This is a genomic window from Silvimonas amylolytica (genome assembly GCF_014645555.1).
Classification (GTDB): domain Bacteria; phylum Pseudomonadota; class Gammaproteobacteria; order Burkholderiales; family Chitinibacteraceae; genus Silvimonas; species Silvimonas amylolytica.
In genome coordinates this window covers 310,734-335,575 of the sequence record NZ_BMLY01000001.1, presented here as the reverse complement: position 1 = coordinate 335,575, position 24,842 = coordinate 310,734, and the positions used below count along the sequence as shown (strand labels likewise).

The 24,842-nt window shown below is 57.2% G+C and carries 25 protein-coding genes; 19 read left to right on the top strand and 6 right to left on the bottom strand.

Annotation, left to right across the window (positions count from 1 at the left end):
• Positions 1-16 precede the first annotated feature (16 nt).
• The 6 genes from IEX44_RS01505 (at position 17) to rfaD (ending at position 5,757) form a co-directional block, all read left to right on the top strand.
• Complete coding sequence (locus IEX44_RS01505; protein WP_188688004.1) at positions 17-793, top strand: TrmH family RNA methyltransferase; 777 nt, start codon at positions 17-19, stop codon at positions 791-793.
• 60 nt (positions 794-853) lie between these two features.
• On the top strand, positions 854-1,351 hold the full coding sequence (locus tag IEX44_RS01500) for a PilZ domain-containing protein (protein WP_188688001.1): 498 nt from the start codon (positions 854-856) through the stop codon (positions 1,349-1,351).
• Positions 1,348-2,025, top strand: a complete 678-nt coding sequence (gene ung, locus IEX44_RS01495) for a uracil-DNA glycosylase (RefSeq protein WP_188688000.1) — start codon at positions 1,348-1,350, stop codon at positions 2,023-2,025. Before IEX44_RS01500 ends, ung begins: the two co-directional genes overlap by 4 nt.
• Positions 2,026-2,113: 88 nt before the next feature.
• On the top strand, positions 2,114-2,998 hold the full coding sequence (locus IEX44_RS01490; RefSeq protein WP_188687998.1) for an ROK family protein: 885 nt from the start codon (positions 2,114-2,116) through the stop codon (positions 2,996-2,998).
• Positions 2,999-3,063: 65 nt separating this feature from the next.
• Complete coding sequence (locus IEX44_RS01485) at positions 3,064-4,752, top strand: glycoside hydrolase family 9 protein (protein WP_188687996.1); 1,689 nt, start codon at positions 3,064-3,066, stop codon at positions 4,750-4,752.
• 3 nt (positions 4,753-4,755) lie between these two features.
• Complete coding sequence (gene rfaD, locus IEX44_RS01480) at positions 4,756-5,757, top strand: ADP-glyceromanno-heptose 6-epimerase (protein WP_188687994.1); 1,002 nt, start codon at positions 4,756-4,758, stop codon at positions 5,755-5,757.
• A 33-nt stretch (positions 5,758-5,790) separates the two neighbouring features.
• Here the strand turns inward: rfaD and IEX44_RS01475 are convergent, their stop codons facing one another.
• Entirely contained in the window at positions 5,791-6,729 is a 939-nt protein-coding gene (locus IEX44_RS01475) for a helix-turn-helix domain-containing protein (RefSeq protein ID WP_188687991.1), read from the bottom strand.
• 89 nt (positions 6,730-6,818) lie between these two features.
• Here IEX44_RS01475 and IEX44_RS01470 point away from each other — a divergent pair, with 89 nt between their 5' ends.
• The 12 genes from IEX44_RS01470 (at position 6,819) to IEX44_RS01415 (ending at position 18,801) form a co-directional block, all read left to right on the top strand.
• Positions 6,819-7,523, top strand: coding sequence for an HAD family hydrolase (locus IEX44_RS01470; protein WP_229678682.1), 705 nt, complete (start codon positions 6,819-6,821; stop codon positions 7,521-7,523).
• 108 nt (positions 7,524-7,631) lie between these two features.
• On the top strand, positions 7,632-8,510 hold the full coding sequence (gene cysM / locus IEX44_RS01465) for a cysteine synthase CysM (RefSeq protein WP_188687987.1): 879 nt from the start codon (positions 7,632-7,634) through the stop codon (positions 8,508-8,510).
• A gap of 46 nt (positions 8,511-8,556) precedes the next feature.
• Positions 8,557-9,402 carry a 3',5'-nucleoside bisphosphate phosphatase gene (locus IEX44_RS01460; RefSeq protein WP_188687985.1) on the top strand — a complete coding sequence of 282 codons (846 nt, stop codon included), beginning with the start codon at positions 8,557-8,559 and terminating at the stop codon, positions 9,400-9,402.
• A complete protein-coding gene (locus IEX44_RS01455) occupies positions 9,399-9,932 on the top strand; it encodes a dihydrofolate reductase family protein (RefSeq protein ID WP_188687983.1) in 534 nt (177 codons plus the stop codon). Before IEX44_RS01460 ends, IEX44_RS01455 begins: the two co-directional genes overlap by 4 nt.
• A 36-nt stretch (positions 9,933-9,968) precedes the next feature.
• Positions 9,969-10,592 (top strand): L-threonylcarbamoyladenylate synthase, encoded by a 624-nt coding sequence (locus tag IEX44_RS01450; RefSeq protein ID WP_188687981.1) that lies wholly within the window; start codon positions 9,969-9,971, stop codon positions 10,590-10,592.
• Positions 10,593-10,723: 131 nt separating this feature from the next.
• Positions 10,724-11,380 (top strand): site-2 protease family protein, encoded by a 657-nt coding sequence (locus IEX44_RS01445; protein ID WP_188687979.1) that lies wholly within the window; start codon positions 10,724-10,726, stop codon positions 11,378-11,380.
• A 75-nt stretch (positions 11,381-11,455) separates the two neighbouring features.
• Positions 11,456-12,658 (top strand): tryptophan--tRNA ligase, encoded by a 1,203-nt coding sequence (locus IEX44_RS01440; RefSeq protein WP_188687976.1) that lies wholly within the window; start codon positions 11,456-11,458, stop codon positions 12,656-12,658.
• A gap of 33 nt (positions 12,659-12,691) precedes the next feature.
• Complete coding sequence (locus IEX44_RS01435; protein ID WP_373287760.1) at positions 12,692-13,567, top strand: segregation and condensation protein A; 876 nt, start codon at positions 12,692-12,694, stop codon at positions 13,565-13,567.
• 2 nt (positions 13,568-13,569) lie between these two features.
• The gene (gene scpB, locus IEX44_RS01430) at positions 13,570-14,163 is read left to right on the top strand and encodes an SMC-Scp complex subunit ScpB (protein WP_188687973.1); all 594 of its coding nucleotides are present in this window, start codon (positions 13,570-13,572) and stop codon (positions 14,161-14,163) included.
• A gap of 74 nt (positions 14,164-14,237) precedes the next feature.
• On the top strand, positions 14,238-15,614 hold the full coding sequence (gene cysS, locus IEX44_RS01425) for a cysteine--tRNA ligase (RefSeq protein WP_188687971.1): 1,377 nt from the start codon (positions 14,238-14,240) through the stop codon (positions 15,612-15,614).
• Positions 15,615-15,783: 169 nt separating this feature from the next.
• Positions 15,784-16,530, top strand: coding sequence for an enoyl-CoA hydratase/isomerase family protein (locus tag IEX44_RS01420; protein ID WP_188687970.1), 747 nt, complete (start codon positions 15,784-15,786; stop codon positions 16,528-16,530).
• Positions 16,531-16,689: 159 nt separating this feature from the next.
• Entirely contained in the window at positions 16,690-18,801 is a 2,112-nt protein-coding gene (locus IEX44_RS01415) for an HDOD domain-containing protein (protein ID WP_188687968.1), read from the top strand.
• Between the two features lie 78 nt (positions 18,802-18,879).
• Here the strand turns inward: IEX44_RS01415 and oppF are convergent, their stop codons facing one another.
• Genes oppF through IEX44_RS01395 form a run of 4 tightly spaced genes read right to left on the bottom strand, consistent with a single transcriptional unit; the run spans position 18,880 to position 22,734 of the window.
• The gene (oppF, locus tag IEX44_RS01410) at positions 18,880-19,869 is read right to left on the bottom strand and encodes a murein tripeptide/oligopeptide ABC transporter ATP binding protein OppF (RefSeq protein WP_188687966.1); all 990 of its coding nucleotides are present in this window, start codon (positions 19,867-19,869) and stop codon (positions 18,880-18,882) included.
• Entirely contained in the window at positions 19,862-20,866 is a 1,005-nt protein-coding gene (locus IEX44_RS01405; RefSeq protein WP_188687964.1) for an oligopeptide/dipeptide ABC transporter ATP-binding protein, read from the bottom strand. The genes oppF and IEX44_RS01405 overlap by 8 nt, the downstream gene beginning before the upstream one ends.
• An 8-nt stretch (positions 20,867-20,874) precedes the next feature.
• The gene (locus IEX44_RS01400; protein ID WP_188687962.1) at positions 20,875-21,789 is read right to left on the bottom strand and encodes an ABC transporter permease; all 915 of its coding nucleotides are present in this window, start codon (positions 21,787-21,789) and stop codon (positions 20,875-20,877) included.
• 9 nt (positions 21,790-21,798) lie between these two features.
• On the bottom strand, positions 21,799-22,734 hold the full coding sequence (locus tag IEX44_RS01395; RefSeq protein WP_188687960.1) for an ABC transporter permease subunit: 936 nt from the start codon (positions 22,732-22,734) through the stop codon (positions 21,799-21,801).
• Between IEX44_RS01395 and IEX44_RS01390 the strand changes: the two genes are divergently transcribed.
• The gene (locus tag IEX44_RS01390) at positions 22,725-22,904 is read left to right on the top strand and encodes a hypothetical protein (RefSeq protein ID WP_188687958.1); all 180 of its coding nucleotides are present in this window, start codon (positions 22,725-22,727) and stop codon (positions 22,902-22,904) included. The two genes, IEX44_RS01395 and IEX44_RS01390, sit on opposite strands and share 10 nt — an antisense overlap.
• Here the strand turns inward: IEX44_RS01390 and IEX44_RS01385 are convergent.
• Positions 22,894-24,510 (bottom strand): peptide ABC transporter substrate-binding protein, encoded by a 1,617-nt coding sequence (locus tag IEX44_RS01385; RefSeq protein WP_188687956.1) that lies wholly within the window; start codon positions 24,508-24,510, stop codon positions 22,894-22,896. The genes IEX44_RS01390 and IEX44_RS01385 overlap by 11 nt on opposite strands.
• Positions 24,511-24,842 lie beyond the last annotated feature (332 nt).

Here is a 24,842-nt window from a genome sequence, read left to right as displayed (position 1 = left end):
TTTTCCTGAGAGTGGCATGGAAGTCATACATTCGCCGCAAAATGCGCTGTACAAGCTTTGTCACAAGCTGGCAGCGCATCGGCGCGATCGCCTTAAACAAAAGAAAACCCTGCTTGATGGCACGCATCTGGTCGCGGCTGCGCTAGACGCTAGCTGGGTGATAGAAAAACTGCTGGTTACGCCAGAAGGCCTCGACAATCCGGAAGTCGCCGGGCTGGTCAAAACCAGCGCCGTGACGCCGACGCTACTCGAACCTGCGCTTTTCAAGTCGCTCTCCGAGCTACCTAGTCCGACCGGGCTGCTTGCGCTGGTGAGCATTCCGGACAATGCCTTGGTGCGCAAACAGGGGCTGTGCCTGTTGCTGGATGGCGTACAGGACCCTGGCAACGTCGGCTCCATCCTGCGTACTGCCGCGGCTGCCGGGGTTGATCAGGTCTTGCTGTCTGACCAGTGCGCTGATTTGTGGTCGCCTAAAGTGTTACGCGCCGGTATGGGGGCCCACTTTGTGCTCGATCTGGTGGAGCGTGCTGATCTTTTGCAATTTGCGGATCAGTTCGCCGGGCCGATTGCCGCACTGATGCTGGAAGATGCCCAAGACCTCTACGCCGCGACACTGACGGGCGATCTGGCGCTGGTTATGGGTTCGGAAGGGCAAGGCGTGTCTGCGGATATGGCAGCGCGCGCCAGTTTGCGGCTGACCATCCCCATGCAGCCAGGGATTGAGTCTTTGAATGTGGGCGCCGCTGCGGCCATTTGCTTGTATGAGTGTGTGCGGCAAACCCGTCTGCGCTAAGTGCCAGCAGCCTATAATCAGCCTATCGTCAGAGCTGCAACCACCTCGTGGAACCCGCCCATGCCTGATTTTCCGGATGGTCTTTTCTTTGAATCGCGTCTGCCGCTGACCTGGCTGGCAGAGCCCGTCCAGCATCCGCTGGAGGCCCAGCGTTATCTGGAAGTGCTGGAAGCCATGGAACAACACCCTCACGAAGAGCGAGAGGTGTCGCAAGTGGAATCCCGACTGGACCTGCAATTATTGTGGTTAGCGCGTCTGCTGACCCCGCAAAAGCCGCCCGAGCGCGATTGTCTGATCGGTATCGAGCACGTGCAATGGGCGCAACCAGAGCCATTGGCGGTGGATCAAGAAGGTTACGTTGGTCTCGTCCTGAGCCCTCATCTACCGTACTTGATGAGCCTGCCCGCGCGGGTAGAGCACGTGGCTCGCCAGGATGCCGATCATTTGATCCTGGTTCGCTGGTCTTACCCTTCGCCCGGCCTGAAAGAGGCTTTTGAACGCACCGTTTTTCGTCATCATCGCGAGCATATTCGCCGAAATCGTGGAGCAAACTCTTGATTTTTGAAGCAATTCCCGCTGCGTGGCAACCTTTGTTGGACGCGCTGCGTCAAAGCCCGATCTTGCATGAACTGGGCCAGTTTCTGAATGGCGAACTTGCCGCAGGCAAGACAATCTACCCGCCACGTAGTCAATGGTTTTCGGCGCTGGCGCATGTCGCTCCTGATCAGGTCAAAGTGGTCATCCTTGGGCAAGACCCATACCACGGGGCTGGCCAAGCCCACGGATTGAGTTTCTCCGTGCCGCCTGGCATTAAAAAACCACCTTCACTCAATAATATCTGGAAAGAAATTGCCCGGGATCTGGGGCTGACGCCGCCGCAGGATGGTTCGCTGACCGGCTGGGCCGATCAAGGCGTGCTGTTGCTCAACACGGTGTTGACTGTCGAAGCTGATTGCGCCGCTTCTCATGCCAAACGCGGCTGGGAGGTCCTGACCGACGAGATCATTCGCCAATTGGCCCTCCATGAGTCCGGCATTGTCTTTATGTTGTGGGGTAGCCATGCACAGAAAAAAGCTGCGCTCATCGACCGTAGCAAACATCTGGTGCTGGAGTCCGTGCATCCTTCGCCGCTGTCCGCGCACCGCGGGTTTATTGGCAACGGCCACTTTTCTTCGGCCAATCGTTATTTGCAGGAACATCGTCGCCCAGTCATCGACTGGGCTACTTCCTGAGACAGCAGGCTTCACGCAACGCAACCGCAGACCAGACCGGATCAACCGGCACACTGCGGCATGACCACCACCGCAGCGAAACGAAACCATGTCCTCCATTCTTGCCTTCGATATTGGCGGCACGCAGATCAAGTACGGCCTGGTCTGGCCGGATGGTCGCGTCAGCCATGTGCAGACCGTTCCAACGCCAGCCGCGCAAGGCGGGCCTTTTGTGCTCGACCATGTGTGTGCGCTGGCTGCGCCGCTGGTGCGAGAGGCTACCCCGATCGGGATCGCGTTCAGCACACTGGGTCTGGTCGCACCAGAGACCGGCACTATTCTTGGCGCGGCCGAGGCGATTCCCGACTACCCCGGGTGTTCACCAAAAATCGTGCTTGAGCGTGCTTTTGGCCTGCGCGTCACAGTAGAAAACGACGTCAACTGCGTGGCCTTGGCTGAAGGCTGGACTGGTGCAGGTCAGGGGTGCGCGCATTTCATTGCGCTGACGGTGGGTACTGGTATTGGAGGTGGCATTGTCATCAACAATTCGCTGTATCGAGGCGCGCGGGCCGCAGCAGGCGAATGGGGTTATATGCGCATCGATGGCAAGGTGTGGGAGCGTCATGCGTCCACCGCTGCGCTGATACGGGCTATCGAAGCCGCAACAGGCGAGGGCGATTGGCGTGGCGAACGCATCATGGCCACCTATGACGCGGGTGACGCCGTGGTTTGTGCCGTCATTGCGCAATGGCGCCATTTACTGGCGACCGGTATTGCCAACCTGATATACGCTTTCAATCCTCAACGGGTGATTGTTGGCGGCGGTATCAGCGCGCGCGGCGCACGGTTCCGGCAGGAACTGAGCCAGAGCATCGATGATGTGCTGGAGGAGGATTTTCGTGGCACAACCGAAATTTGCCTGGCCAGCGCGGGCAATCACGCCGGCATGATTGGCGCTGCCCGCAACTGGTGGCTTTCCAGTTCGCCCGCTTGAGCCTGCATACATAGAGAATGCCAGCCCGCACTGGCGCTATGCCGACAAAGGCAACCGGAGACGAAATGAAATTCCTGTTCAACCATCTTGGCTTCACGCCGCATGCCCGCAAAGTCATCACCATTGAAGCGCCAGCAGAATGTGGTTTGTTGACGTTCAGTCTGTACAACGCACTGACTCGGCAGAAGGTACTTGCGGGACCGATCACCGCCAGCGGTACGGTCGACCAATGGAAAAACTGGCATTTCTGGCAGGCGGATTTGTCCGCACTGACCGAGCCGGGCGAGTATTTCATCGTTGCTGATGGCATTGTGCCGCCGCTGGTGTCGCATACCTTTGCGATCGATGCCGATCTGTTTGGCGGCCAGATGCTGTCGGACATTGTTCACTACATCAAAGGTCAGCGTTGTACTGGCCTTTATGACAACGCCGACCGCAGTCGGCCCAAATTTGCGAGCGATGAGCACCGCGATGTACACGGCGGCTGGTTCGATGCCTCGGGCGATTGCTCCAAATATCTGTCGCATCTGTCAGTCGCCAATTTCATGAACCCGCAGCAAACACCGCAAGTGGTGTGGAATTTGATCGACGGCCACGCCCAATTACCACCGCAACTCAAGTGGTTTAATGAGCGCATGGTCGATGAAGCCTTGCATGGCGCGGATTTTCTGATGCGCATGCAAGATCCTGCCGGCTTCTTCTATATGACCTTGTTTGACAAGTGGTCAAAGGACGAACACCAGCGTGATCTGTGTGCCTACGCCACGCAGCAGGGTATCAAGTCTGACCGGTATCAAGCCGCATTCCGTCAGGGTGGCGGCGTGACCATTGCTGCACTGGCCCGCGCCAGCCAGCTGCCGCGTGATGGCGAGTTCGTCCGCGCGCGATATCTGGAGGCGGCACAAAATGGCTTTGCGCACTTGCAAGAGCACAATCTGCAGTACCTGGATGATGGCGTAGAAAACATCATCGACGATTACTGCGCGCTGTTGGCGGCCACGGAACTTTTGGCGGTGACGGGCGAGGGCGCTTACGCGGATGCGGCCGTACGGCGGGTTAACAATTTGCTGGTTCGTCAACACGATGACGGCTGGTTCAGGGCTGACGAAACCGGTGCGCGGTCGTTCTTCCATGCGGCTGATGCCGGTTTGCCGGAAATTGCGCTGATGCGTTATCTGGAAGTCGTCCCGGCCAGCCCGCTGGCAGGTAGAATTCGTGCTGCACTGCGCCAGTCATTCGAATATGCCTTGCGCATTACCCATGATGAAGTAAACAATCCGTTCCGCTATCCGCGGCAGTATGTGTTGCAGCCCGGAAAAGCAGGGAAGACGCAGTTTTTCATTCCGCATGACAACGGGACCGGGTATTGGTGGCAGGGCGAGAATGCGCGGTTGGGTTCCATTGCCGCCGCCGCATCGCGCGCCAACCGGTTGTTCAGCGAAGAAACGAACTTTGCCGCAGACCTGGATGGCTACGCGCAGGCTGCACTGGACTGGATTCTGGGCCACAATCCGTTTGACAGTTGCATGTTGCAAGGCTGGGGCCGCAATAATCCGCGCTACGAGCCTGGTTACTACAATGCGCCAGGCGGTGTGTGCAACGGCATCACCAGCGGGCTTGAGGATGAAACGGACATCGATTTCAAGAAGTCCGAGGTAGCGACCATGGCGAACAGCTGGCGCTGGACCGAACAATGGATGCCGCATGGCGCCTGGTTATTCCTGGCGCTGTGCAGTCGAATCAACAAGGAGTAAGCAATGACCATCGTGGTTACCGGCGCGGCCGGTTTTATCGGTTCCAATCTCGTCAAGGCGCTCAACGAGCGAGGCGAAACCGACATCATCGCCGTGGACAACCTCACGCGCGGCGACAAGTTCCGCAATCTGGTCGATTGCCAGATCTCGCACTACGTCGACAAGAACGACTTCATTGCCGAACTGGCCAGTGGTCGCTGGGATGGCCAGATTACCGCCATCCTGCACCAGGGCGCATGTTCTGACACCATGGAGCACAACGGCAAGTACATGATGGAAAACAACTATCAGTACACGCTGGGTCTGTTCGAATGGTGCCAGGCGGAGGAAGTCCAGTTTTTGTATGCCTCCAGCGCGGCAACCTATGGCGCGGGCACGAATGGTTTTCATGAAGATCCGGAATGCGAATCGCCGCTGAACGTATACGGTTATTCCAAGCTGCTGTTTGATCAGGTCTTGCGTCAGCGCTGGGATGACCTCTCGGCCCAGGCTGTCGGCTTCCGTTATTTCAACGTGTATGGTGATCGCGAATGGCACAAGGAGCGCATGGCGTCCGTGGCTTTCCATCACTACAACCAGTATCGCCAGAATGGGAAGGTCAAGCTGTTTGGTGAATACGGCGGCTACCCGGCCGGCGGCCACACCCGCGACTTTGTGTCGGTGGAAGACGTGGTCAAGGTCAATCTGTGGTTCCTGGATAACGCTGAGGTCTGCGGCGTCTACAACGTCGGGACTGGCCGTGCCCAGCCATTCAACGATGTGGCGACGTCCGTCATCAACACGTTCCGTCAGCACGAAGGCAAGTCGGTGCTGACACTGGATCAGGTCTTGTCTGAAGGACTGCTGGAGTACACCGAGTTTCCCGATGCACTCAAAGGCAAGTATCAGAGCTTTACTGAGGCTGATCTGACCTTGCTGCGTGAAACCGGCTATGACCTGCCATTCATGACCGTGGAAGAGGGTGTGCAGCGGTACGTGGAAACGCTGTTGCAGCGTGGTGCCTGAACGCGCACTCTGGTTCAATATCAAAAAGCCGCATCAGATGATGCGGCTTTTTTGTTGCCCGGTATGAAGCGCAACGCCCGTCCGGACGAGCGCAGATTGCATGCCTGGGGCGTCTTCCTGCATGGCGCGGCGCAAATGGTAGCGTTTACGGAATGCTGCGGGTGACATGGCCTTGGCCAAACCAAACTGCTTGTAGAAGTGACTGGGGCTGGGAAAACCACTTTCCTCTGCCACCAGCTGAATCGGCATCTGCGTGGTAATCAACAGGTTGCAGGCGTGCCCGATGCGCAGTTGCGCCAGAAGGCCGGTCATGCTGTCCTGTAGTTGCTCCCGCAAGAGGCGCTTGATCGTCGCCTCGCTGCTGCGCGTTACCTGTGCCAGGTCGGCCAGGGTAACGGGCTCCCGATAATGCTCATGCAGCCATGCCAGGGCGGTTTCGACGCGCTTGTCCTGGTATTCCGGTGAGGGTGCTCCGCCAATCAGGCGTGCCGCTTGATCGCGTGGTAGCTGGCCGAAAATCCGTAGCAGGCAACTTAGCCGGTCCAGTCCGCGGCTTTGATGCAACTCATCGAAAAGCGGCAATAGCTGGCGTGTACAGGACTCGCTCATGACCACGCCTTGCTGCACTTTACGCAGCCAGTCGGCAAACCCCGTCAACTCTGGCAGGCCACCGGTTGTCAGTTGCTCCAGCCACTCCCGCGTAAAGAAGATGACCTGGACTTCCTGGGTCTGTCCATCGGCGCGACTTTGGGCCTGCCAGGTGTGTGCCTGGTTCGGTGCAACCAGGGTGAGGTCAAGCTCGCCAAACGGTGCGACATCGCCGCCCACGTAGCGCATACCGCGCGCGCGGCGCGTGAGCGTCAATTCGTATTCCGGGTGATAGTGCCAGGCAAAAGGAACCCGCTCTACCAGCAGGTGCTGGTAATGCCAGCGCTGCCCGAAGGTCTGTCCGACCATTTCTCGTATAAGCATACGGGTTAAACCTTAGGGGTTTGATTGAGCTAATCACGGAGAAATTTGCACCATAACAGAACGCAAGTCCAGCCCCTGCGCCTAAGATAATGAAATCTGAACAAATGGCTCACGAGGCTGATATGCAGCAACATCGCGCACAGGCGTTTCTGTTCGACATGGACGGCACCCTGATTGATTCCCACATCCTGGTTGAACGAGTCTGGGAGGCATGGTGCGCGCGTTGCGACCTGAATCTGGATGACATCCGGCCGTACACCCATGGCGTGCGGACCGAAGACACCGTACGCATGGTGGCGCCGCATCTTGATGTCGCGACGGAAGTCGCCTGGATGGAAGAAATCGAAACCGATACCACGGGTGGCATCGCGCCAGTCCCCGGTGCTGACGTGTTCTTGCAGAGCATGCCCGCTGGTCGCTGGGCGGTGGTGACCTCGGCATCAAGGCCCGTGCTGGATGCGCGTTTCACCGCTTGCAATATGCAATTGCCGGCAGTGATCGTGACGTCAGAAGAGGTGGAGCGCGGCAAGCCTGCACCTGATCCTTATTTGCTGGCCGCAAAACGCCTGGGCGTCGATCCGCGTCAGTGTATTGTGTTTGAAGATGCGCCCGCCGGTATGGCTTCTGCGCTGGCGGCCGGCTGCAAAGTGGTGCTGGTAGGCGATTTTATTTCGGATGAACCGGGCGTGATCGGCCACATCACAGATTTTGCCCAACTTGATTTCAGCGTAGATGGCGATCTGTTATTGAGTGCGCCAGCACCCGTGCTCAAAGGTCTGCGCGCAATCGCCTGAACGGCGGTGACTGAGCACGCAAATACTTCCCGTTCGGGGCGCAAACGCGCCCTCTATCAGCCGCACTCCATGATGAGGGTATAATTGCCCGTATCACTGGAGTGCTGCATGTTCAAATACCTCGAAGATTTTGTCGGAAACACCCCGCTCGTCCGGCTTAAACGCTTGCCGGGCAATACCAGCAATATCGTGCTCGTCAAGCTGGAAGGCAATAACCCGGCCGGTTCGGTGAAGGATCGTCCGGCGTTGTCCATGATCCGTCATGCGCAGGAGCGCGGCACCATCAAGCCGGGTGATCGACTGATCGAGGCAACCTCTGGTAACACCGGCATTGCACTGGCCATGGCCGCTGCCATGATGGGTTATCGCATGACGTTGATCATGGCCAAAAGCTCCAGTGTGGAACGGGTGCAGACCATGAAGGCCTTTGGTGCCGAGGTGATCCTGGCAGAATCCATGGAAGCGTCACGTGATCTGGCTGCTGAGATGGTTCAGCGCGGCGAGGGCGTGATGCTGGATCAATTCGCCAACCCCGATAACCCGTTGGCGCACTATGAAACCACCGGCCCGGAAATCTGGCGCGATACCGAGGGTCAAATCACCCATTTTGTGTCCAGCATGGGCACGACCGGTACGGTCATGGGCACGCAGCGTTATCTCAAGGAACAAAACGCGGGCATCCAGATCATTGGCGTACAGCCAACCGATGGGGCATCGATCGCGGGTATCCGCAAATGGCCAGCAGAATACGTGCCCGCCATCTGCGACTGGAGCAAACTGGACCGCGTGATGGAAGTAACCCAGCAGGAAGCAGAGGAAATGACCCGCCGGCTGGCCCGTGACGAGGGGATTTTTGCCGGTGTTTCTTCGGGTGGTGCGCTGGCCGCGGCACTGCGTTTGTCGGCCGAAGTCCAGAACGCGGTTATTGTGTCTATCGTATGTGACCGGGGCGATCGTTATCTCTCTACCGGGGTGTTCCCTGCATGAGTGGTCAACGTAATCTCGCCATGGCGCCCGGCGTCAAGGAGGCGTAATGGTACCGGTTGATCTGCATTGTCATTCCAATTTCTCGGATGGTTTGTTGCCGCCCAAAGAGGTTGCCCGCAAGGCGGCTGAACGCGGCTGCAAACTGTTTGCACTGACTGACCATGACGACACGCGTGGCGTGGCTTTGGCTGCGGAAGAGGCTGCATTGCACGGCATGCAGTTTCTCAATGGTGTCGAGGTCTCGGCCAGTTGGGGCAAGTACACGCTGCATGTTGTCGGGCTGGATGTTGATCCGGCCAATCCGGTTTTGAGAGCAGGGCTGGCCAGTGTGCGCGCCGGGCGCGATGCTCGTGCTCAAGCCATGAGCGATTCGCTGGCGCGGGTTGGGCTGGATAATGTGCTGGAAGGCGCGCGCAAATACGCCGAAAACCCCGAAATGATCAGTCGTACGCACTTTGCGCGCTATCTGGTAGAAATCGGCGCGGCCAAAGATACCAAGTCCGTGTTCAAGAAATTTCTGGTGCGCGGCAAGCCAGGTTATGTCGATCACGAATGGGCACGCATGCATGAGTCCATAGACTGGATTCGCGCCGCCGGTGGCGTTGCCGTGCTGGCGCATCCGGGGCGGTATGAAATGGGCAACGAAACCATGCGTGTATTGCTGACCGAGTTCCGGCGCCTTGGTGGCGAGGCGATTGAAGTGGTCTCTGGCAGTCATGGCGCTGCGGAAGTCGGCCGTTTCGGGCGTCTGGCGCAAGAGTTCGGCTTCGAAGCCTCTTGCGGAACGGATTATCACGCCACGGGGGAAGGTGCGCGTGAGCCGGGTCTTAATCCGGATCTGCCGATAGGTTGTGTCCCGGTTTGGGCGCGCTGGCTACAGGAGGCCGCGTGAGCACCGTGGTGCTGTACGCAACCATATCTCTGGATGGCAAACTGGCACGTCCGGATGGCGGGCTGGACTGGTTGCCCCGGATTGACCCCGCTCGTCGTGAGAATGACGGTTTCAGCGCGTTCTATGCCGGTGTCGATGCGTTGGTGATGGGGCGTGCCACGTTTGATCAGGTTCGCACTTTTGGTGCCTGGCCGCACCCGGATCGGCCGTGTTATGTCTTCAGCCATCACGCATTGTCGTCCTTGCCCATGTCCAGCACCATCCAGCGTGTCTGCGAACCGGTGCCCGACTGGCTGGCACGCATGGATCGCGCGGGCTATCAACGCATCTGGCTGGTGGGCGGCGGCAAACTGGCTGCTGATTTCTTTACCGCTGGCTGTGTGGACGAAATGATCCTGACGCTGGTGCCTGAGGTGCTGGGCGAAGGGATTGGCATCTTTGCCGGCCCGGCTGCGTCGTCCTGGCAACTCCAACAACAGCAAAGTCTCTCTGGTGGGCTGTTCCAGTTACACTACTCGCGCAAACAATGACTTGCGCCGCTGGCACCCCGACCTCACATTGCATACATGGCCCAATTCTTTTCAGTACACCCGGAAAACCCGCAACCTCGTCTGATCAAACAAGCCGCCGACATCGTCCGCAAAGGCGGTTTGATCGCATATCCCACAGACTCTTGCTATGCCTTGGGCTGTCGGCTGGATGACAAAGACGCACTGGAGCGCATTCGTCGCATCCGCCAGCTAGATGACAAGCACCATTTCACGCTGGTTTGCCACGATCTGTCGCAACTGGGCACGTATGCGCGCGTCGATAACCGCACGTATCGCATGCTCAAAAGTGCCACGCCTGGCAGTTATACATTCATCCTGCAAGCGACCAAAGAAACCCCGCGCCGGGTCTGGAACCCCAAGAAGCAGACCATCGGTCTCAGGGTGCCGCAGCACCCGGTGGCACTGGCTTTGCTTGAGGAAATGGGTGAGCCGCTGTTGTCATCAACGCTGATTTTGCCTGGCGACGAATTTGCGCTGACGGATGTCTGGGATATCCGTGACCGGCTTGAGCATGATGTAGACCTGGTGATTGACGGGGGCTACTGCGGGATTGAACCTTCCACCGTGGTAGACCTCTCTGGGGAGTCGCCCGTGGTTTTGCGGGTGGGACAGGGCGATCCTGCACCCTTTGGTGGCTGACCTGATACGGGGTCACCCTTGAATTTGCGCACTGACATTTCCGTGCGATGATGCAACGCATCGTCGCGTAGTCCCGGTTTGCCCAAAAGGCCGGCCAATGGCACGGGCAGCCCTTTACCGATCAAGGTTTTATGGACATTTCTGCATTCATTCAGAATATCTGCATCTACGCGCTACCCGTGCTGTTTGCAATTACGCTACACGAAGCGGCACATGCCTTTGCTGCCCGTCACTTCGGCGATCCGACAGCCTATTTGATGGGGCGCATGACGCTTAACCCGGTCAAGCATATCGACCCCTTTGGTACGATCGCATTGCCGCTGTTGTGTTTGTTGCTGCCGGGCAGTTTCCTGTTTGGCTGGGCCAAACCGGTGCCGGTCAACTTTGCTGGATTGCGGAACCCCAAGAAAGACATGCGCTGGGTGGCGCTCGCCGGACCGGGGGCCAATCTGGTCATGATGTTGTTGTGGACGCTGATACTGGGCCTTGTGCTGCATGCTGCCGAGGGCGATTTTGTCTACCCGTTGCGGCAGATGGCGCAGGCCGGTGTGCAGATCAACATCGTCTTGATGATCCTTAACCTGATTCCAATTCCGCCACTGGACGGCGGGCGGGTCCTGGTTTCGCTGTTGCCAGAGAAGGCAGCGCGGACAGTCGCGAAAGTTGAGCCCTACGGCATGATTTTACTGCTGGTGCTGATGTTCACCAAGGTTCTGTTTATCATCATGGTGCCGTTCATGAATCTGTTCTATTTGCTGGTTCAGAACATCCTGCGCCTGTTTGCCTGATTCAGACTGATTTATTTTCAGCATTTGCAGTAATTAAAAGTAATAATAAAACCACTTTGAATTCAAGGATTTGAAATGTTTCCCGATCGTGTTCTCTCTGGCATGCGCCCGACCGGCAAGTTGCACCTCGGTCATTACCACGGCGTGCTCAAGAACTGGGTCAGGCTGCAAAGCGAGTACGAATGCTTTTTCATGGTGGCTGATCTGCATGCGCTGACCACAGCCTATGACGATGTTTCCGTCATCGAAAAAAGTGTCTGGGACATGGTGATTGACTGGATCGCGGCAGGGGTTGACCCCGCCCAGGCCACCATCTTTATCCAGAGCCGGGTGCCTGAACATGCAGAGCTGCATTTGCTGCTTTCCATGATCACGCCACTGCCTTGGCTTGAGCGCGTGCCTACCTACAAGGACCAGATCGAGAAACTGTCCAGCAAGGATTTGGGTACCTATGGATTTCTGGGTTACCCCTTGTTGCAGTCGGCCGATATCTTGCTGTACCGCGGCACCATGGTGCCGGTCGGTGAAGATCAGGTGCCGCACGTGGAGATCACGCGTGAAATCGCCCGACGTTTTAATCACATGTTTGGCAAAGAACCCAACTTTGCAGAGAAAGCCGAAGCCGCCATCAAGAAAATGGGCGGCAAGAAAGGCAAGCTTTATGAAGACTTGCGTACGCGTTATCAGCAAGAAGGCGATGTAGAAGCGCTGGAGTCTGCCCGCGCCATGCTGGCGGATACGCAAAACCTGAGTCATGGCGATCGCGAGCGGCTGTTTGGCTACCTGGAAGGCGGCGGCAAAATGATTTTGCCTGAATCCCAGCCCTTGTTGACCACAGCCTCGCGCATGCCCGGGCTGGATGGCGCGAAGATGTCCAAGTCCTATGGCAACACCATTAGCCTGCGTGAAGATCCCGAAACGGTGACCAAAAAAATCCGCCAGATGCCCACTGACCCGGCGCGCGTACGTCGCACCGACGTGGGCGATCCAGAGAAGTGCCCGGTCTGGCAGCTTCATCAGGTTTATTCGACCGAAGACACCAGGCAATGGGTTGTGCAGGGCTGTACTACCGCAGGCATCGGCTGTATTGAATGCAAGCAACCGATCATTGATGGCGTGCTGGCCGAGCAAAAACCGATGTTCGAGCGTGCCCAGCCCTATCTGGAAGATCCAACACTGATCCGCAACCTGGTGGCCGACGGCTGTGAACGTGCACGCGATCTTGCACGTGAGACCATGCGGGACGTGCGCGAGGCAATGGGGCTGGCCTACGACTAAACACCAGCCCATTGATTTTTCTGCATGAACGCCGTGACTCAATCACCTGTTGAAGATCAAACCGTCGGACTTGATCCCGCTACCGCTGTAGTGGCCGAGGCGGCGGTGCTGGCGCACGTCTTTGGCGAGGCGGTGACCGAATACCCGCAGGACCTTTACATCCCGCCTGATGCCTTGCGTGTGCTGCTGGATGCATTTGAAGGCCCGCTCGATCTCTTGCTGTACCTGATCCGTAAACAGAACATCGACATTCTTGATATCCCTATGGCGCGTGTTACTGCGCAGTACATGGAATACGTCGACGCCATGCGGGTAGACCGGCTGGAGCTGGCCGCTGAGTATCTGTTGATGGCCGCAATGCTGATCGAGATCAAATCGCGACTGCTACTGCCAAAGCCTTCGGTAGATGAAGACGGCGAAGAGCTTGACCCACGGGCTGAACTGGTGCGCCGCTTGCTGGAATACGAACAAGTCAAACTGGCCGCCTATGAGCTTGATCAGTTGCCCCAAGCCGGCAGAGACTTCCAGCTGGTCACCGTATTGTTTGAGAAAGATATGGTTGTGCGTCTGCCGGATGTCCGCCCGGAAGATCTCAAGACGGCCTGGCTTGCCATCCTGGCGCGCGCCAAACGCAACAAGAGTCACACGGTTAAACCGGATGAACTCTCCGTGCGTGAGCAAATGACACATATCCTCAAATTGCTGCAAGATGGCCGATTTGCCCGGTTCGAGACGCTGTTTGACACCACCCGCGGTGTGCCGCTGTTGGTCGTGACCTTTATCGCGGTGCTTGAACTGGTGAAAGAGAAATACATCCACGTCAACCAGGACGAGGGCTTTGCGCCCATTTACGTCTGCCTGGCTGGCGCGTCATCCACTGAAGTCATGCCATTGCCGCCAGAAGCCTGATCATGAGTGCGCCTGAAACCGAAGCCGGCCTGTACGATCGGGCCCACATGCAAAAAGTGCTGGAAACCGCTCTGCTGGTCGCGGTTGAGCCTTTGTCGTTGAGCACACTCAAAACATTATTTGCCGAAGACATTGCCGGCCAGTTGATCAACGGTTTGCTCGAAGAAATCCAGCAATCATGGCATGGCCGGGGTGTGGAACTGATCAAGCTGGCCTCTGGCTGGCGGTTCCGCGCGCGACTTGAGATGCAGCCGTATCTGGAGCGCCTGAACCCCGAAAGACCGCCACGTTATTCACGGGCGGTGATGGAAACACTGGCGATCGTAGCCTACAAACAGCCGGTAACACGCGGTGATATTGAAGAAATCCGGGGTGTGACCGTGTCCAGCCAGATCATCCAGACGCTCAAAGAGCGCGGCTGGCTGGATGTGATTGGCCACAAGGAAGTCCCTGGCCGGCCTGAGTTGCTCGGCACAACTCGCCAGTTTCTGGATGACCTGGGTCTGGCCAGTCTTTCAGCCTTGCCACCGTTGCAGGAGCTGGGAAACCTGATTCTGCCAGAGACCGGGGCCGCTGCAGGTCCGGCTCAATCCTGATTTGCGACCCCTGGCTGATATAAGCGCAGGGGCTCTGTTAAAATGCCCCCTTTGTCCCTCACTTTGGTTAAACCATGTTGAACGTCTACAACACGCTCGCTCGCGAGAAACAGGAATTCGTACCCATCACCCCAGGCCTTGTGAAGATGTATGTCTGTGGCATTACGGTGTACGACTACTGTCACCTCGGCCACGCGCGCATGATGGTGGTGTTCGATATGGTCTATCGCTGGCTTAAAGCTTCTGGTTTTGAAGTCGACTACGTGCGCAATATCACCGACATTGACGACAAGATCATCAAGCGTGCTGCCGAAAATGGCGAGGCGATTGGCGAGTTGACCACGCGTTTTATCAATGCGATGAACGAAGACGCGGACGCGCTGGGCGTGCTGCGCCCGAACCACGTGCCCAAAGCAACGGAACACGTCGACGGCATGTTGTCGTTGATTGGCCAGCTGGTTGACAAAGGCCTGGCCTATCCGGCCCCGAATGGCGATGTGTACTACGCCGTCAACAAGTTTCCCGGCTACGGCAAGCTCTCCGGCAAATCGCTCGAAGACCTCCGCGCTGGCGAACGGGTTGAGGTTGACCCCAACAAACAGCATCCGATGGACTTTGTCTTGTGGAAGGGCGCCAAACCCGGTGAGCCGGCATGGCCATCGCTGTGGGGCTCGGGTCGCCCGGGCTGGCATATTGAATGCTCGGCCATGAGTTGCCATCACCTCGGTGAGCATTTTGATATTCATGGCGGCGGCGAGGATTTGCAGTTCCCGCACCATGAAAACGAGATCGCCCAGTCCGAAGGCGCACACGGCAACAAGTACGTGAACTACTGGTTGCACAACGGCTTCATCCGGGTCGATGACGAGAAGATGTCCAAGTCATTGGGCAATTTCTTCACCATCCGGGAGATCCTGGCGCAGTTCGATGCGGAAGTGATTCGCTTCTTCATTCTGCGTGCACATTACCGCTCGCCACTGAATCACAGTGATGCCAACCTGGATGACGCTAAAAACGCGCTGACCCGTCTGTACACCACGCTGAAGAACGTACCGCCGGCAGAGGTCGAGATCGACTGGTCGCAACCGTACGCCGCACGCTTCAAAGCGGCGATGGATGATGACTTTGGCACCACAGAAGCAGTTGCCGTGCTGTTTGAACTGGCTCACGAGGCCAACAAGCAGCAATCGGCCCAACTGGCGGGTGAGTTGAAGGCACTGGCTGGTGTATTGGGTCTATTGCAGCGTGACGCGCAAGCATTCCTGCAAGCCGGTGCCGGTGCACAGGATGATGGTCTTTCGGCCGAAGAGATCGATGATCTGATTGCGCAACGCAAAGCTGCGCGCGCATCAAAGAATTTTGCCGAGTCTGATCGTATTCGAGACGTACTGACTGCCGGTGGCGTCGTGCTGGAAGATGGCCCGCAAGGTACCACCTGGCGCCGCGCTTGATCCGGATGATCATGCATCAACAAAAACCGACGCTTGCGTCGGTTTTTTTATGCGCCAGACATTTCAAACGCATCGCCAGGGGAAAACCAGGGCGTGTCAGCATCAACTGCTTCTGGATAATGCAGCGTATTGGGCTTGGTACGGCATAAATCAAAAGAGAGGAACGAACATGCTGGAAGTGATTGCACACGAAGGAAATGTCCGCGAACTGCGCCTGGCAAGGCCACCGGTGAACGCCTTGGGTCCGGACTTGCTGCGCGCCTTGCGCCAGCAATTGCAACAAGCCATCAACGACGATGTCGCAGGTGTCGTGTTGTCCGGCGCGCAAGGTATTTTCTCGGCCGGACTGGACGTGCCGTCCCTGCTCAAGCTCGACCGTGCCGCCTTCACAGTGGCCATGGATGATTTCTTTGGACTGTTTGCGGCGCTGGCAGGGAGCCCGGTGCCAGTGGTCTCGGCAATGACCGGTCACAGTCCTGCAGGCGGCGCGGTGCTGTCCATTTTCTGCGACTACCGGATCATGGCGGAAGGTGATTTTCGCGTTGGTCTCAATGAGGTGCAGGTAGGCCTCGTTGCCCCTGAGTGCGTGCAAAATGCGCTGCGCCGGCTTGTCGGCGCCTACCGTGCCGAGCGGTTGCTGGTGGCTGGCAGCATGATTACGGCCAGCGAAGCGCTGGGATTTGGCATGGTGGATGAACTCAAGCCCATGGCGGATGTGATTCCCGCTGCTGTTGCCTGGTTGCAAGCACTTGGCCGTTTGCCACGACAGGCTATGCTGAAGACACGCCACATTGCGCGCGCCGGACTGCGTGCCCCCTTCGAGGCCGGGTTCGATCTGGATGCCTTTGTCGCAGAGTGGTATTTGCCGGAGACCCAGGCAGTTCTTGAAGCCCTGGTGGCCCGGCTTAAAAAATAATCAGAGCAGATAGATTGCTCCAGCAATGCAATTGCACGAACATCCAGGCAGAGGAATCAGACCGTTTGTAAGGTTTTTCCTTTCAAAGTGTCTCTTTGTGGGTTGATTTGCTGCCTGGCTTAAGCGGTCTCGCTATGATAATGGCATGGGGGATGAAGCATGCCAGCAACATTCAAGAATCGTTTTCAGCTTCTGCGTATTCTGGGAGAGGGTCAGCAAGGCCGTATCTGGCTCGCGCATGATACGCAAGCCGGGCGCGACGTCGCCGTCCGGCTGGGTGTGAAAGGTGATGAAGATGCAGTCGGCTTTCAGCATCCCGGCCTTGTTACCCTGCTAGAGCAGGTTGAGGCGGAAGATCAGCCCGCACTGGTCTATGAGTACGTGCAGGGCACACGGCTGGAAGGTCAGTATTTTACGGTGTCTACTGCGGTGGACTTGCTGATAGACCTGCTGGATGCACTGGCAGCGCTACATACTGCTGGCCTCATTCATGGGCACATCAATGCACACAATGTCGTGATGGATGCCCAGCACCGACCGCGTTTGATGGATGTGGGCAATAGCCGCGGTTCGGCGCAGGGCGATCTTCAAGCCGCCGGGCAATTATTTTACACCATGCTGACGGAGCGCCCAGCGCCGGGCATGTCTGTTCAAGCGGTTAAAAGAGTGGAACTCGACGGCGTACTCGAGCAACTTTTTGCCAGTACGCAGCAAGTCAAACCGCCGGCCGCCGATGCCTTGCGGGATGCTTTGCGGGAATGGCGCGGCGATCACAACACGGCAGCGACAGAGGCCACGACTGGCACGCTGGATTTCTTGCTGCGCCGCATGCGTCATACCAGTGACTTTCCCGCACTCTCGCAAGCCATTAGCGCCATCAACAAGATTAATCAGGGTGATTCAGAGCGTTTGCAGGTGTTGTCCAGCGTGATTCTCAACGACTTCTCGCTGGTCAACAAACTGCTGCGTATCGTGAACTCGGCCAGCTATGGTCAGTACGGCGGCACGATCAGTACGATCTCCCGGGCGATTGTCATTCTGGGTTTTGACACGATTCGCAATCTGGCCACGACGTTGTTGTTGTTCGAGCACATGAACAGCAAATCGCACGCAGCCCAGTTGCGCGAGGGTGTATTGCAAGCGTTTTACGGAGGCTTGCTGGCGCGCCAGATCGCACTGGAATGCGGCTCAAGGGAGGCCGAAGAATCCCTGATTTGCGGCATGTTCAGCCATTTGGGCCGGCTGCTGACGATTTATTATTTTCCGGAAGAATTTCGCGAGATATCCCGGCGCATTTTTAGTGGGGTCAGTGAAGAGTCGGCTGTCATCGCGGTATTGGGTTTGTCCTGGGATGAACTGGGTATGGGCGTGGCGCGCAGCTGGTTGTTTCCGGATCGCATCATCAATGCAATGCGCCCTCTGCCTGAAGGCATGGTCCGCGAGCCATCCAGCCCCAATGAGCGGTTGCGCGTTTATGCCAACCTGAGCGCCCGCCTGGTGCCGCTGGTGGGGCAGTCACCGGCAAAGCTGGCGGAGCCCACGCGACTGTTTGCACCAGCCACCAGCCTGGATGTACGAGATATCCAGCGGATCATGAAGGCGGCGGCCGCCGCGCTGCAGGGCTATCTGGCGGCCATTGGGGTTGATCCGCGCAGTAGCGTGTTTCTGCAGACCTTGTTGCGTGAAGGCAGCGAGAGCCAGCATCAGGACACGCTGGAAGACCTTGTGCTGACCACATCTCCGCAGACCGGCAGTGATCCGGCTTCGGTGTTGTCCGCCGGGGTCCAGGATATTACGCAGTCGCTGGTTAGTAATTTCAATCTCAATGATGTGCTGCGCATGATTCTGGAAGCCATGTATCGCGGCATTGGCTTTGATCGCGTTTTGTTCTGTACGCGGGATGCCAAAAAGCCCCTGGTGGTGGCCCGTTTTGGTTTTGGTGGCGACATTGGCACCATTGCGCCGTTGTTCCAGGTCGATTTGGCCGGTGGCAAGAGTGACGTTTTCCAGGCTGCGCTGGAGCGTAATCTGGATGTCCTGATCGAAGATGTAGACGCTCCGAATATTGCTTTGCACGTGCCAGCCTGGTATCGGCAGCAGATCGGCGCAGGCACGTTTGTGCTGTTTCCAATCAAGGTTGGTGAGCGCATGTTGGGTTTTTTCTACGGCGACAAACAAGATGCCGGTTCGCTGAAAATTGAAGCCAACGCGCTTAATCTCTTGAAAACATTGCGTAATCAGGCTGTGTTGGCGATCCGTACGCGGCAGTAAACAGAGCTCGCTTGCGATCTAAGGACGAAAAAAACCGGGTGATCTCACCCGGTTTTTTTATTGGGCCTGACTCACTCGTCAAACCAGCAGACATGCAGCTTCACCACCACTGGCAACACCGTGTAGCTGCGGTTCAGTTTGAGCGCATTGCGTCTGCACCTTGGGGCAGCGGGTGCGGAATACGCAGCCAGAAGGCGGGTTGATGGGCGAGGGCAATTCACCGCTCAGAATCTGGATGACCTTGTTTTGCTCGGCCTTCGGGTCTGGCAGCGGAATGGCCGACATCAGTGCCTGGGTGTATGGGTGCGTGGGCTGATCGTACAAGGCGTGCTTGCCGGCCAGTTCCATGACGTGTCCCAGATACATGACCAGTACGCGATCACTGATGTGTTTGACTACCGCCAGATCATGCGCGATGAAAATGAGTGAGAGGCCCATTTCACGTTGCAACTCTTTGAGCAAGTTGATGATTTGCGCCTGAATTGACACATCCAGTGCCGACACGGGCTCATCGCAAATGACCAGTTTCGGTTCCAGAATCAGCGCGCGGGCAATGCCAATGCGCTGTGCCTGACCACCCGAGAACTCATGCGGATAACGGTTGATCTGTTGTTCACGCAAACCGACCCGCACCATCATCTTTTTGACGCGAGCCATGACTTCGTCTTTGGACAGTTCGGGGCGGTGCGTACGCAGTGGTTCGCCAATGATCTGTGCCACAGTCATACGCGGGTTCAGCGACGCCAGTGGGTCCTGGAAGATCATCTGGATGTCTTTGCGCGCGGCTTGCCATTCGGCATGGCTGGCGCCGCGCATTTCCTTGCCCATCCAGACAATACTGCCGTCGGTAGCCGGAATCAGATTCAGCATGGCGCGTGACAATGTGGATTTACCGCAGCCAGATTCACCCACAATGCCCAGCGTTTCACCCTCAAACAGGTCGAACGACACGCCATCCACGGCTCTGAGTGTGCGCGGCGCTTGCCATGGCCAGTTGTTGCCCTGGCGTACCTTGAAGTGCACCTTGACGCCGCGGACTGACAAGATAGGTTTACGATTCTCAGACATGGGCTGGCTCCTTGTGCTTGAGAGCAATGACGTCAGCCCCGGTCTTGTGGCAGGCCCGCAATACTTGCGGTTGATCTGCCGCAGCGATCAGTGGTGGCATCTCTGTGATGCAGCGCGCATCGGCCAGCGAGCAGCGTTCGCTGAACGGGCAACCGGCCGGCATATGTGCCATGTTGGGTGGATTGCCCGGAATCGACACCAGTTCAGCGCCTTCATGATCAAGACGCGGCAAGGCGTTCAGCAGACCAATCGTGTACGGGTGGGTGGGGCGATAGAAGATATCGTCGGCGCTGCCGTATTCCATGGTGCGCCCGCCGTACATGACCATGACTTTGTCGCAAATGCCAGCCACAACGCCCAGATCATGGGTGATCATGATGATGGAGGTGCCGAAATCGCGCTGCAGATCCTTCAGCAGGCTGATGATCTGCGCTTGTACTGTAACGTCCAGCGCCGTGGTCGGTTCGTCGGCGACCAGGATTTCCGGCTCGCACAACAGGGCCATGGCGATCATCACGCGCTGACGCATGCCGCCAGAGAACTCGTGCGGATACATGTTCACGCGGCGTGCGGCTTCCGGGATCTTGACCGCTTCCAGGAGTTCAATGGCGCGGGTTCTGGCTTGCTTGCGGCTCATGCCCTTATGCAGTTCCAGCACTTCCGTCATCTGACGTTCCACCGTCAGATACGGGTTCAGCGAGGTCATCGGATCCTGGAAAATCATGGAAATGCGATCGCCGCGGATGCCGTTAAGCTGCTTGGGCGTCATCTCCAGCAGGTTCTTGCCCTCAAACAGCGCTTCGCCGGTGGCTTGGCCGTTTTTGGCCAGCAGACCCATCAGTGCCAGCACAGTCTGGCTTTTGCCAGAGCCGGATTCGCCAACGATGCCGATGGTTTTACCGCGCTCCAGTTCAAAATTGACGCCGTTGACCGCACTGATCACGCCGTCGGGCGTCGTGAAACGCACGCCCAGATTCTTTACTTGCAATAGACTCATGGCGGACCTCAGCGATCTTTCGGATCAAATGCATCACGTAGACCATCGCCAATGTAATTGACGCTGGCCAGGGTCAGGCACAGGAACAGGGAAGGGAACAACAACATCCACGGCGTGGCATCCATCTTGCCGACCGAGTCACCAATCAGGGCGCCCCAGCTGGTCATCGGTTCTTGCACACCCAGTCCCAGGAAAGACAGCACGGATTCGGTCAGAATCACACCCGGTACCGTTACCGTGGTGTAGATCGCGACGATGCCCAGCAAGTTCGGCACGATATGACTGAAGATGATCCGCGAAGTCGGAACACCGATGGCATGTGCGGCCTCGACGAACTCACGCGATTTGATCGTCAGCGTCTGGCCACGTACCACCCGGGCGGTATCGATCCACGAGAAAATGGCGATCACAATGACGACCAGATAGAACTCGCGGCCGAACAACGTCATCATCAAAATGGCGATCACGAGGTAAGGTACGGCGTACATCATGTCGACGATCCGCATCATGACCGAGTCGACCTTGCCACCCAGAAAGCCGGCGACAGCGCCCCAGGCAATGCCAATCGCCACGCTGGCCAGTGTACCCAGCAGGCCAACCAGCAAAGAGATGCGACCGCCAATCAAGGTGCGAACCAGAATGTCACGGCCCAGTTCGTCAGTGCCAAACCAATGCGTGCCAGCCCAGGTGGGGGGCATGCTGATGGCGCCCCAGTCGGTGTCGTCGAAAGCATTGGGGAGCAGCAGCGGCCCGAACACACAGGCCAGGGTAATCAACAGCATCAAGACCGTGCTGAACACGGCAGCTTTGTTGTGCGAAAAACGGCGGAAGGCGTCTACCCAAGGGCTACGACCTTGCACGCTCGCCAGTGGCAGGTCACTGATCGCGCCAGCCACCGCAAGTTGTTTGCGTCGGAAAAACATGGGGCTACCTCAGTAACGGATTCGGGGATCAAGCACTGCGTAGATCAGATCGATCAACAGGCTGAACAGCATGGCAATGATCGTGACCAGCACCACCAGACCCAATACCAGCGTGTAATCGCGATTGGTGGCGGCGTTGACAATCAATTTGCCCAAACCCGGCAGTGCAAACACGGTTTCCGTTACTACGGCGGCAGTGATCGAACTGATCGCCAGCGGGCCAAGTACCGAGGCTACGGGTACCAGTGCCGGGCGAATGGCATGACGCAGCACAATGGTCCGCAGCGGCAGGCCTTTGGCGCGGGCTGTGCGGATAAAGTTGCTGCTCATGGTCTCGATCAAACCAGCACGCATGATGCGACCGATCGTTGCCACGTTAATGATGGTCAGCAAGGCGATAGGCAGGATCATGTACCTTACAGAGCCGTCCCAGCCGCCCGCAGGCAAATAGCCTGAACCGTCTGGATGCTTGAGCCAGATCGCGAAGATCAGCACCAGAATCGGCCCGAGTACAAACGACGGCAAGGTGTTGCCGATGTTGCCTAAAAACATCACCACGTAGTCAACAGTGCTGTTCTGGCGCAACGCAGCGGCAATGCCCAGTGCTACGCCGATGACCAGTGCAAGAACCATCGACGTGCCGCCGATGCTCAGCGAAACCGGTAGAGCCTGGGCAACCAGTGCATTGACGCTCCAGTCCGCGTAGCGGAATGAAGCACCCAGATCACCATGTAGCAGATCTTTCAGGTAGTAGAGGTATTGTTTCCACAGCGGCAGATCAAGGTGGTACTTGGCCTGCAAATTGGCCAGTACTGCCGGGGAAACCTGACGTTCGCTATCAAAAGGTCCACCAGGGGTGAGGTGAAGCATCACGTAGCAAACGGTAATGACGGCCAGTATGGTGGGGATCGCCCACAATACGCGCCGGAATATATATGACCACATTGTTCTTCTTCCCAACCGAACGACAAAAAGGCGCGCTCCTCAGAGCCGCGCCATTATTCCAGAAATCAACCGGAACAGGACGCGACCATGACTGGCGGGCAAAAACGGGTAATACCGTATTGCGGCGTCACGGTCGCGATCCTGTCGTATTGATCTGGCTCAGTGTTTGATGATGTAGAAGTCTTGGGACAGGTAGTCGTCAAGATAGTTGGTGTTGGTGTAACCACCGACATAAGACTTGACCAGACGCGCCTTGGAGTACTGGAACATCGGGATGACTGCGTAGTCGTCCATGGCGGTCTGCATGGCCTTGCTATAGGCGGCAGTGCGCTTGGCCGGATCAGTTTGCTGGTTGCCCTCGGCGATGGCGGCGTCGACATCCTTGCTGCAGTAGAAGGTGTCGTTCTGCGCGCTGCCGCAACGGACCAGGTCAAGGAAGGTGGTGGCGTCGTTGTAGTCAGCAATCCAGGCGTTGCGAGCCAACTGATAAGCGCCGTCGTGACGGGTTTTCACGAACACCTTGAACTCCTGGTTTTCCATGCTGGTGGCCAGACCCAGTTTGGTTTTCCATTCAGAGGCCAGGAAGAGCGAAATCTTCTTGTGCATCTCATTGGTGTTGTAGGTGATCTTCAGGTTCAGTGGCTTCTTGCCTGGGCCGTAACCGGCATCAGACAACAGTTTTTTGGCTTCAGCAACGCGTTGGGCCATCGGCTCTTTGGTCCAGGCGTAAGTGGTTGGCGTGCCCGCAATCGTGCCTTTCACAAACAGGCTGTAGGCCGGGGTTTCGCCGTTGCCGGTGACTTTCTGAGTCAGGATGTCGCGATCAATGACCATCGACAGTGCCTGACGAACACGCTTGTCCTGGAATTCCGGCAGCTTGTTGTTCAGGTTGAAGTAGTACACACCCAGCCACGGTGTGTTGCGCAGTTCTGCGCCAAATTGGGATTTGAGCGAGGCGTAAATGCCGGTCGGGATTTCATCGGTCCAGTCGACTTCGCCAGACTTGTACATCTTCAGAGCGGTGTCATCGCTTTCGGTCGGGTTGTAGGTCACCTTGGTGATGACAACCGATTTGGCATTCCAGTAGTTGGGGTTCTTTACCAGCACAACGCGGTTGTTGGGTACCCACTCAGACAGCATGTAAGCGCCGTTGGAAATCATCTTGCCCGGCTTGACCCATTCTTTGCCGTTCTTGTCGATGGCGTCTTTCTTCAGTGGCGCCATGTTGCCCATGGCAGCCAGACCCGGGAAGAACGGCACAACGTCAGTGGTCTTCACTTCCAGTGTGTATTTGTCGACGGCCTTCACGCCCAGGTCTTTGGGTTGTTTTTTGCCGTTAACGATATCTTTGGCGTTCAGGATGAACTCATGCAGGATGGTGTACTTAGAGCCGGTTTTCGGGTCCACGGTACGCTGCCAGGAATACACAAAATCATTTGCGGTGATCGGGCTGCCGTCAGAGAACTTCGCATCTTTGCGCAGCTTGAATACCCAGGTCCGCGGGTCGGTCTGCTTCCAGCTTTCTGCCACGCCTGGCTGGATGCTGCCATCAGCGCCGTTGCGGGTCAGACCTTCAAACAAGTCGCTATCGATATAGTTCGCCGGTTTGGTTTCGTAGAGTGACGGATCAAGCGAATCCGGCTCTGTACCGTTGTGGCGAACCAGTTCCTGTTTGTCTGCCAGTTTGACGCCGGCCGGCACGTTCGCGGCCAGAGCGGTCAGGCTGGACAGCCCGAGTGTTGCGGCAAGGGCCGCTGCAATGATTTTGCGATTCATAAAGTGCAACTCCTGACCAATCGTGTTGGCGTTTTTGATTCGTTGTTTCGCCGGCGCGCGGGTGGGGCGCAAGCGAACGCCTGTATCTGATGACAAAACTGCTACCGTCGGGCGGCTGTCCTGACGGCAACGGTTGCGTATTCTAGAGCAAATCAATCGGCTCGCTGCTGATAACTTTGTTCCGGACGAAATTTGTTGCGGGCTCGTCATCGGGCCGTAACGCTTGTGTGGGCGTGTGCCCATTTGTGGGTCGATGGCCATATGGTTGGCCTTCTTGTGGTGCGGCGAGTGACCAAAAAAAATCCGGCCATCGCAAGATGACCGGATTTTGT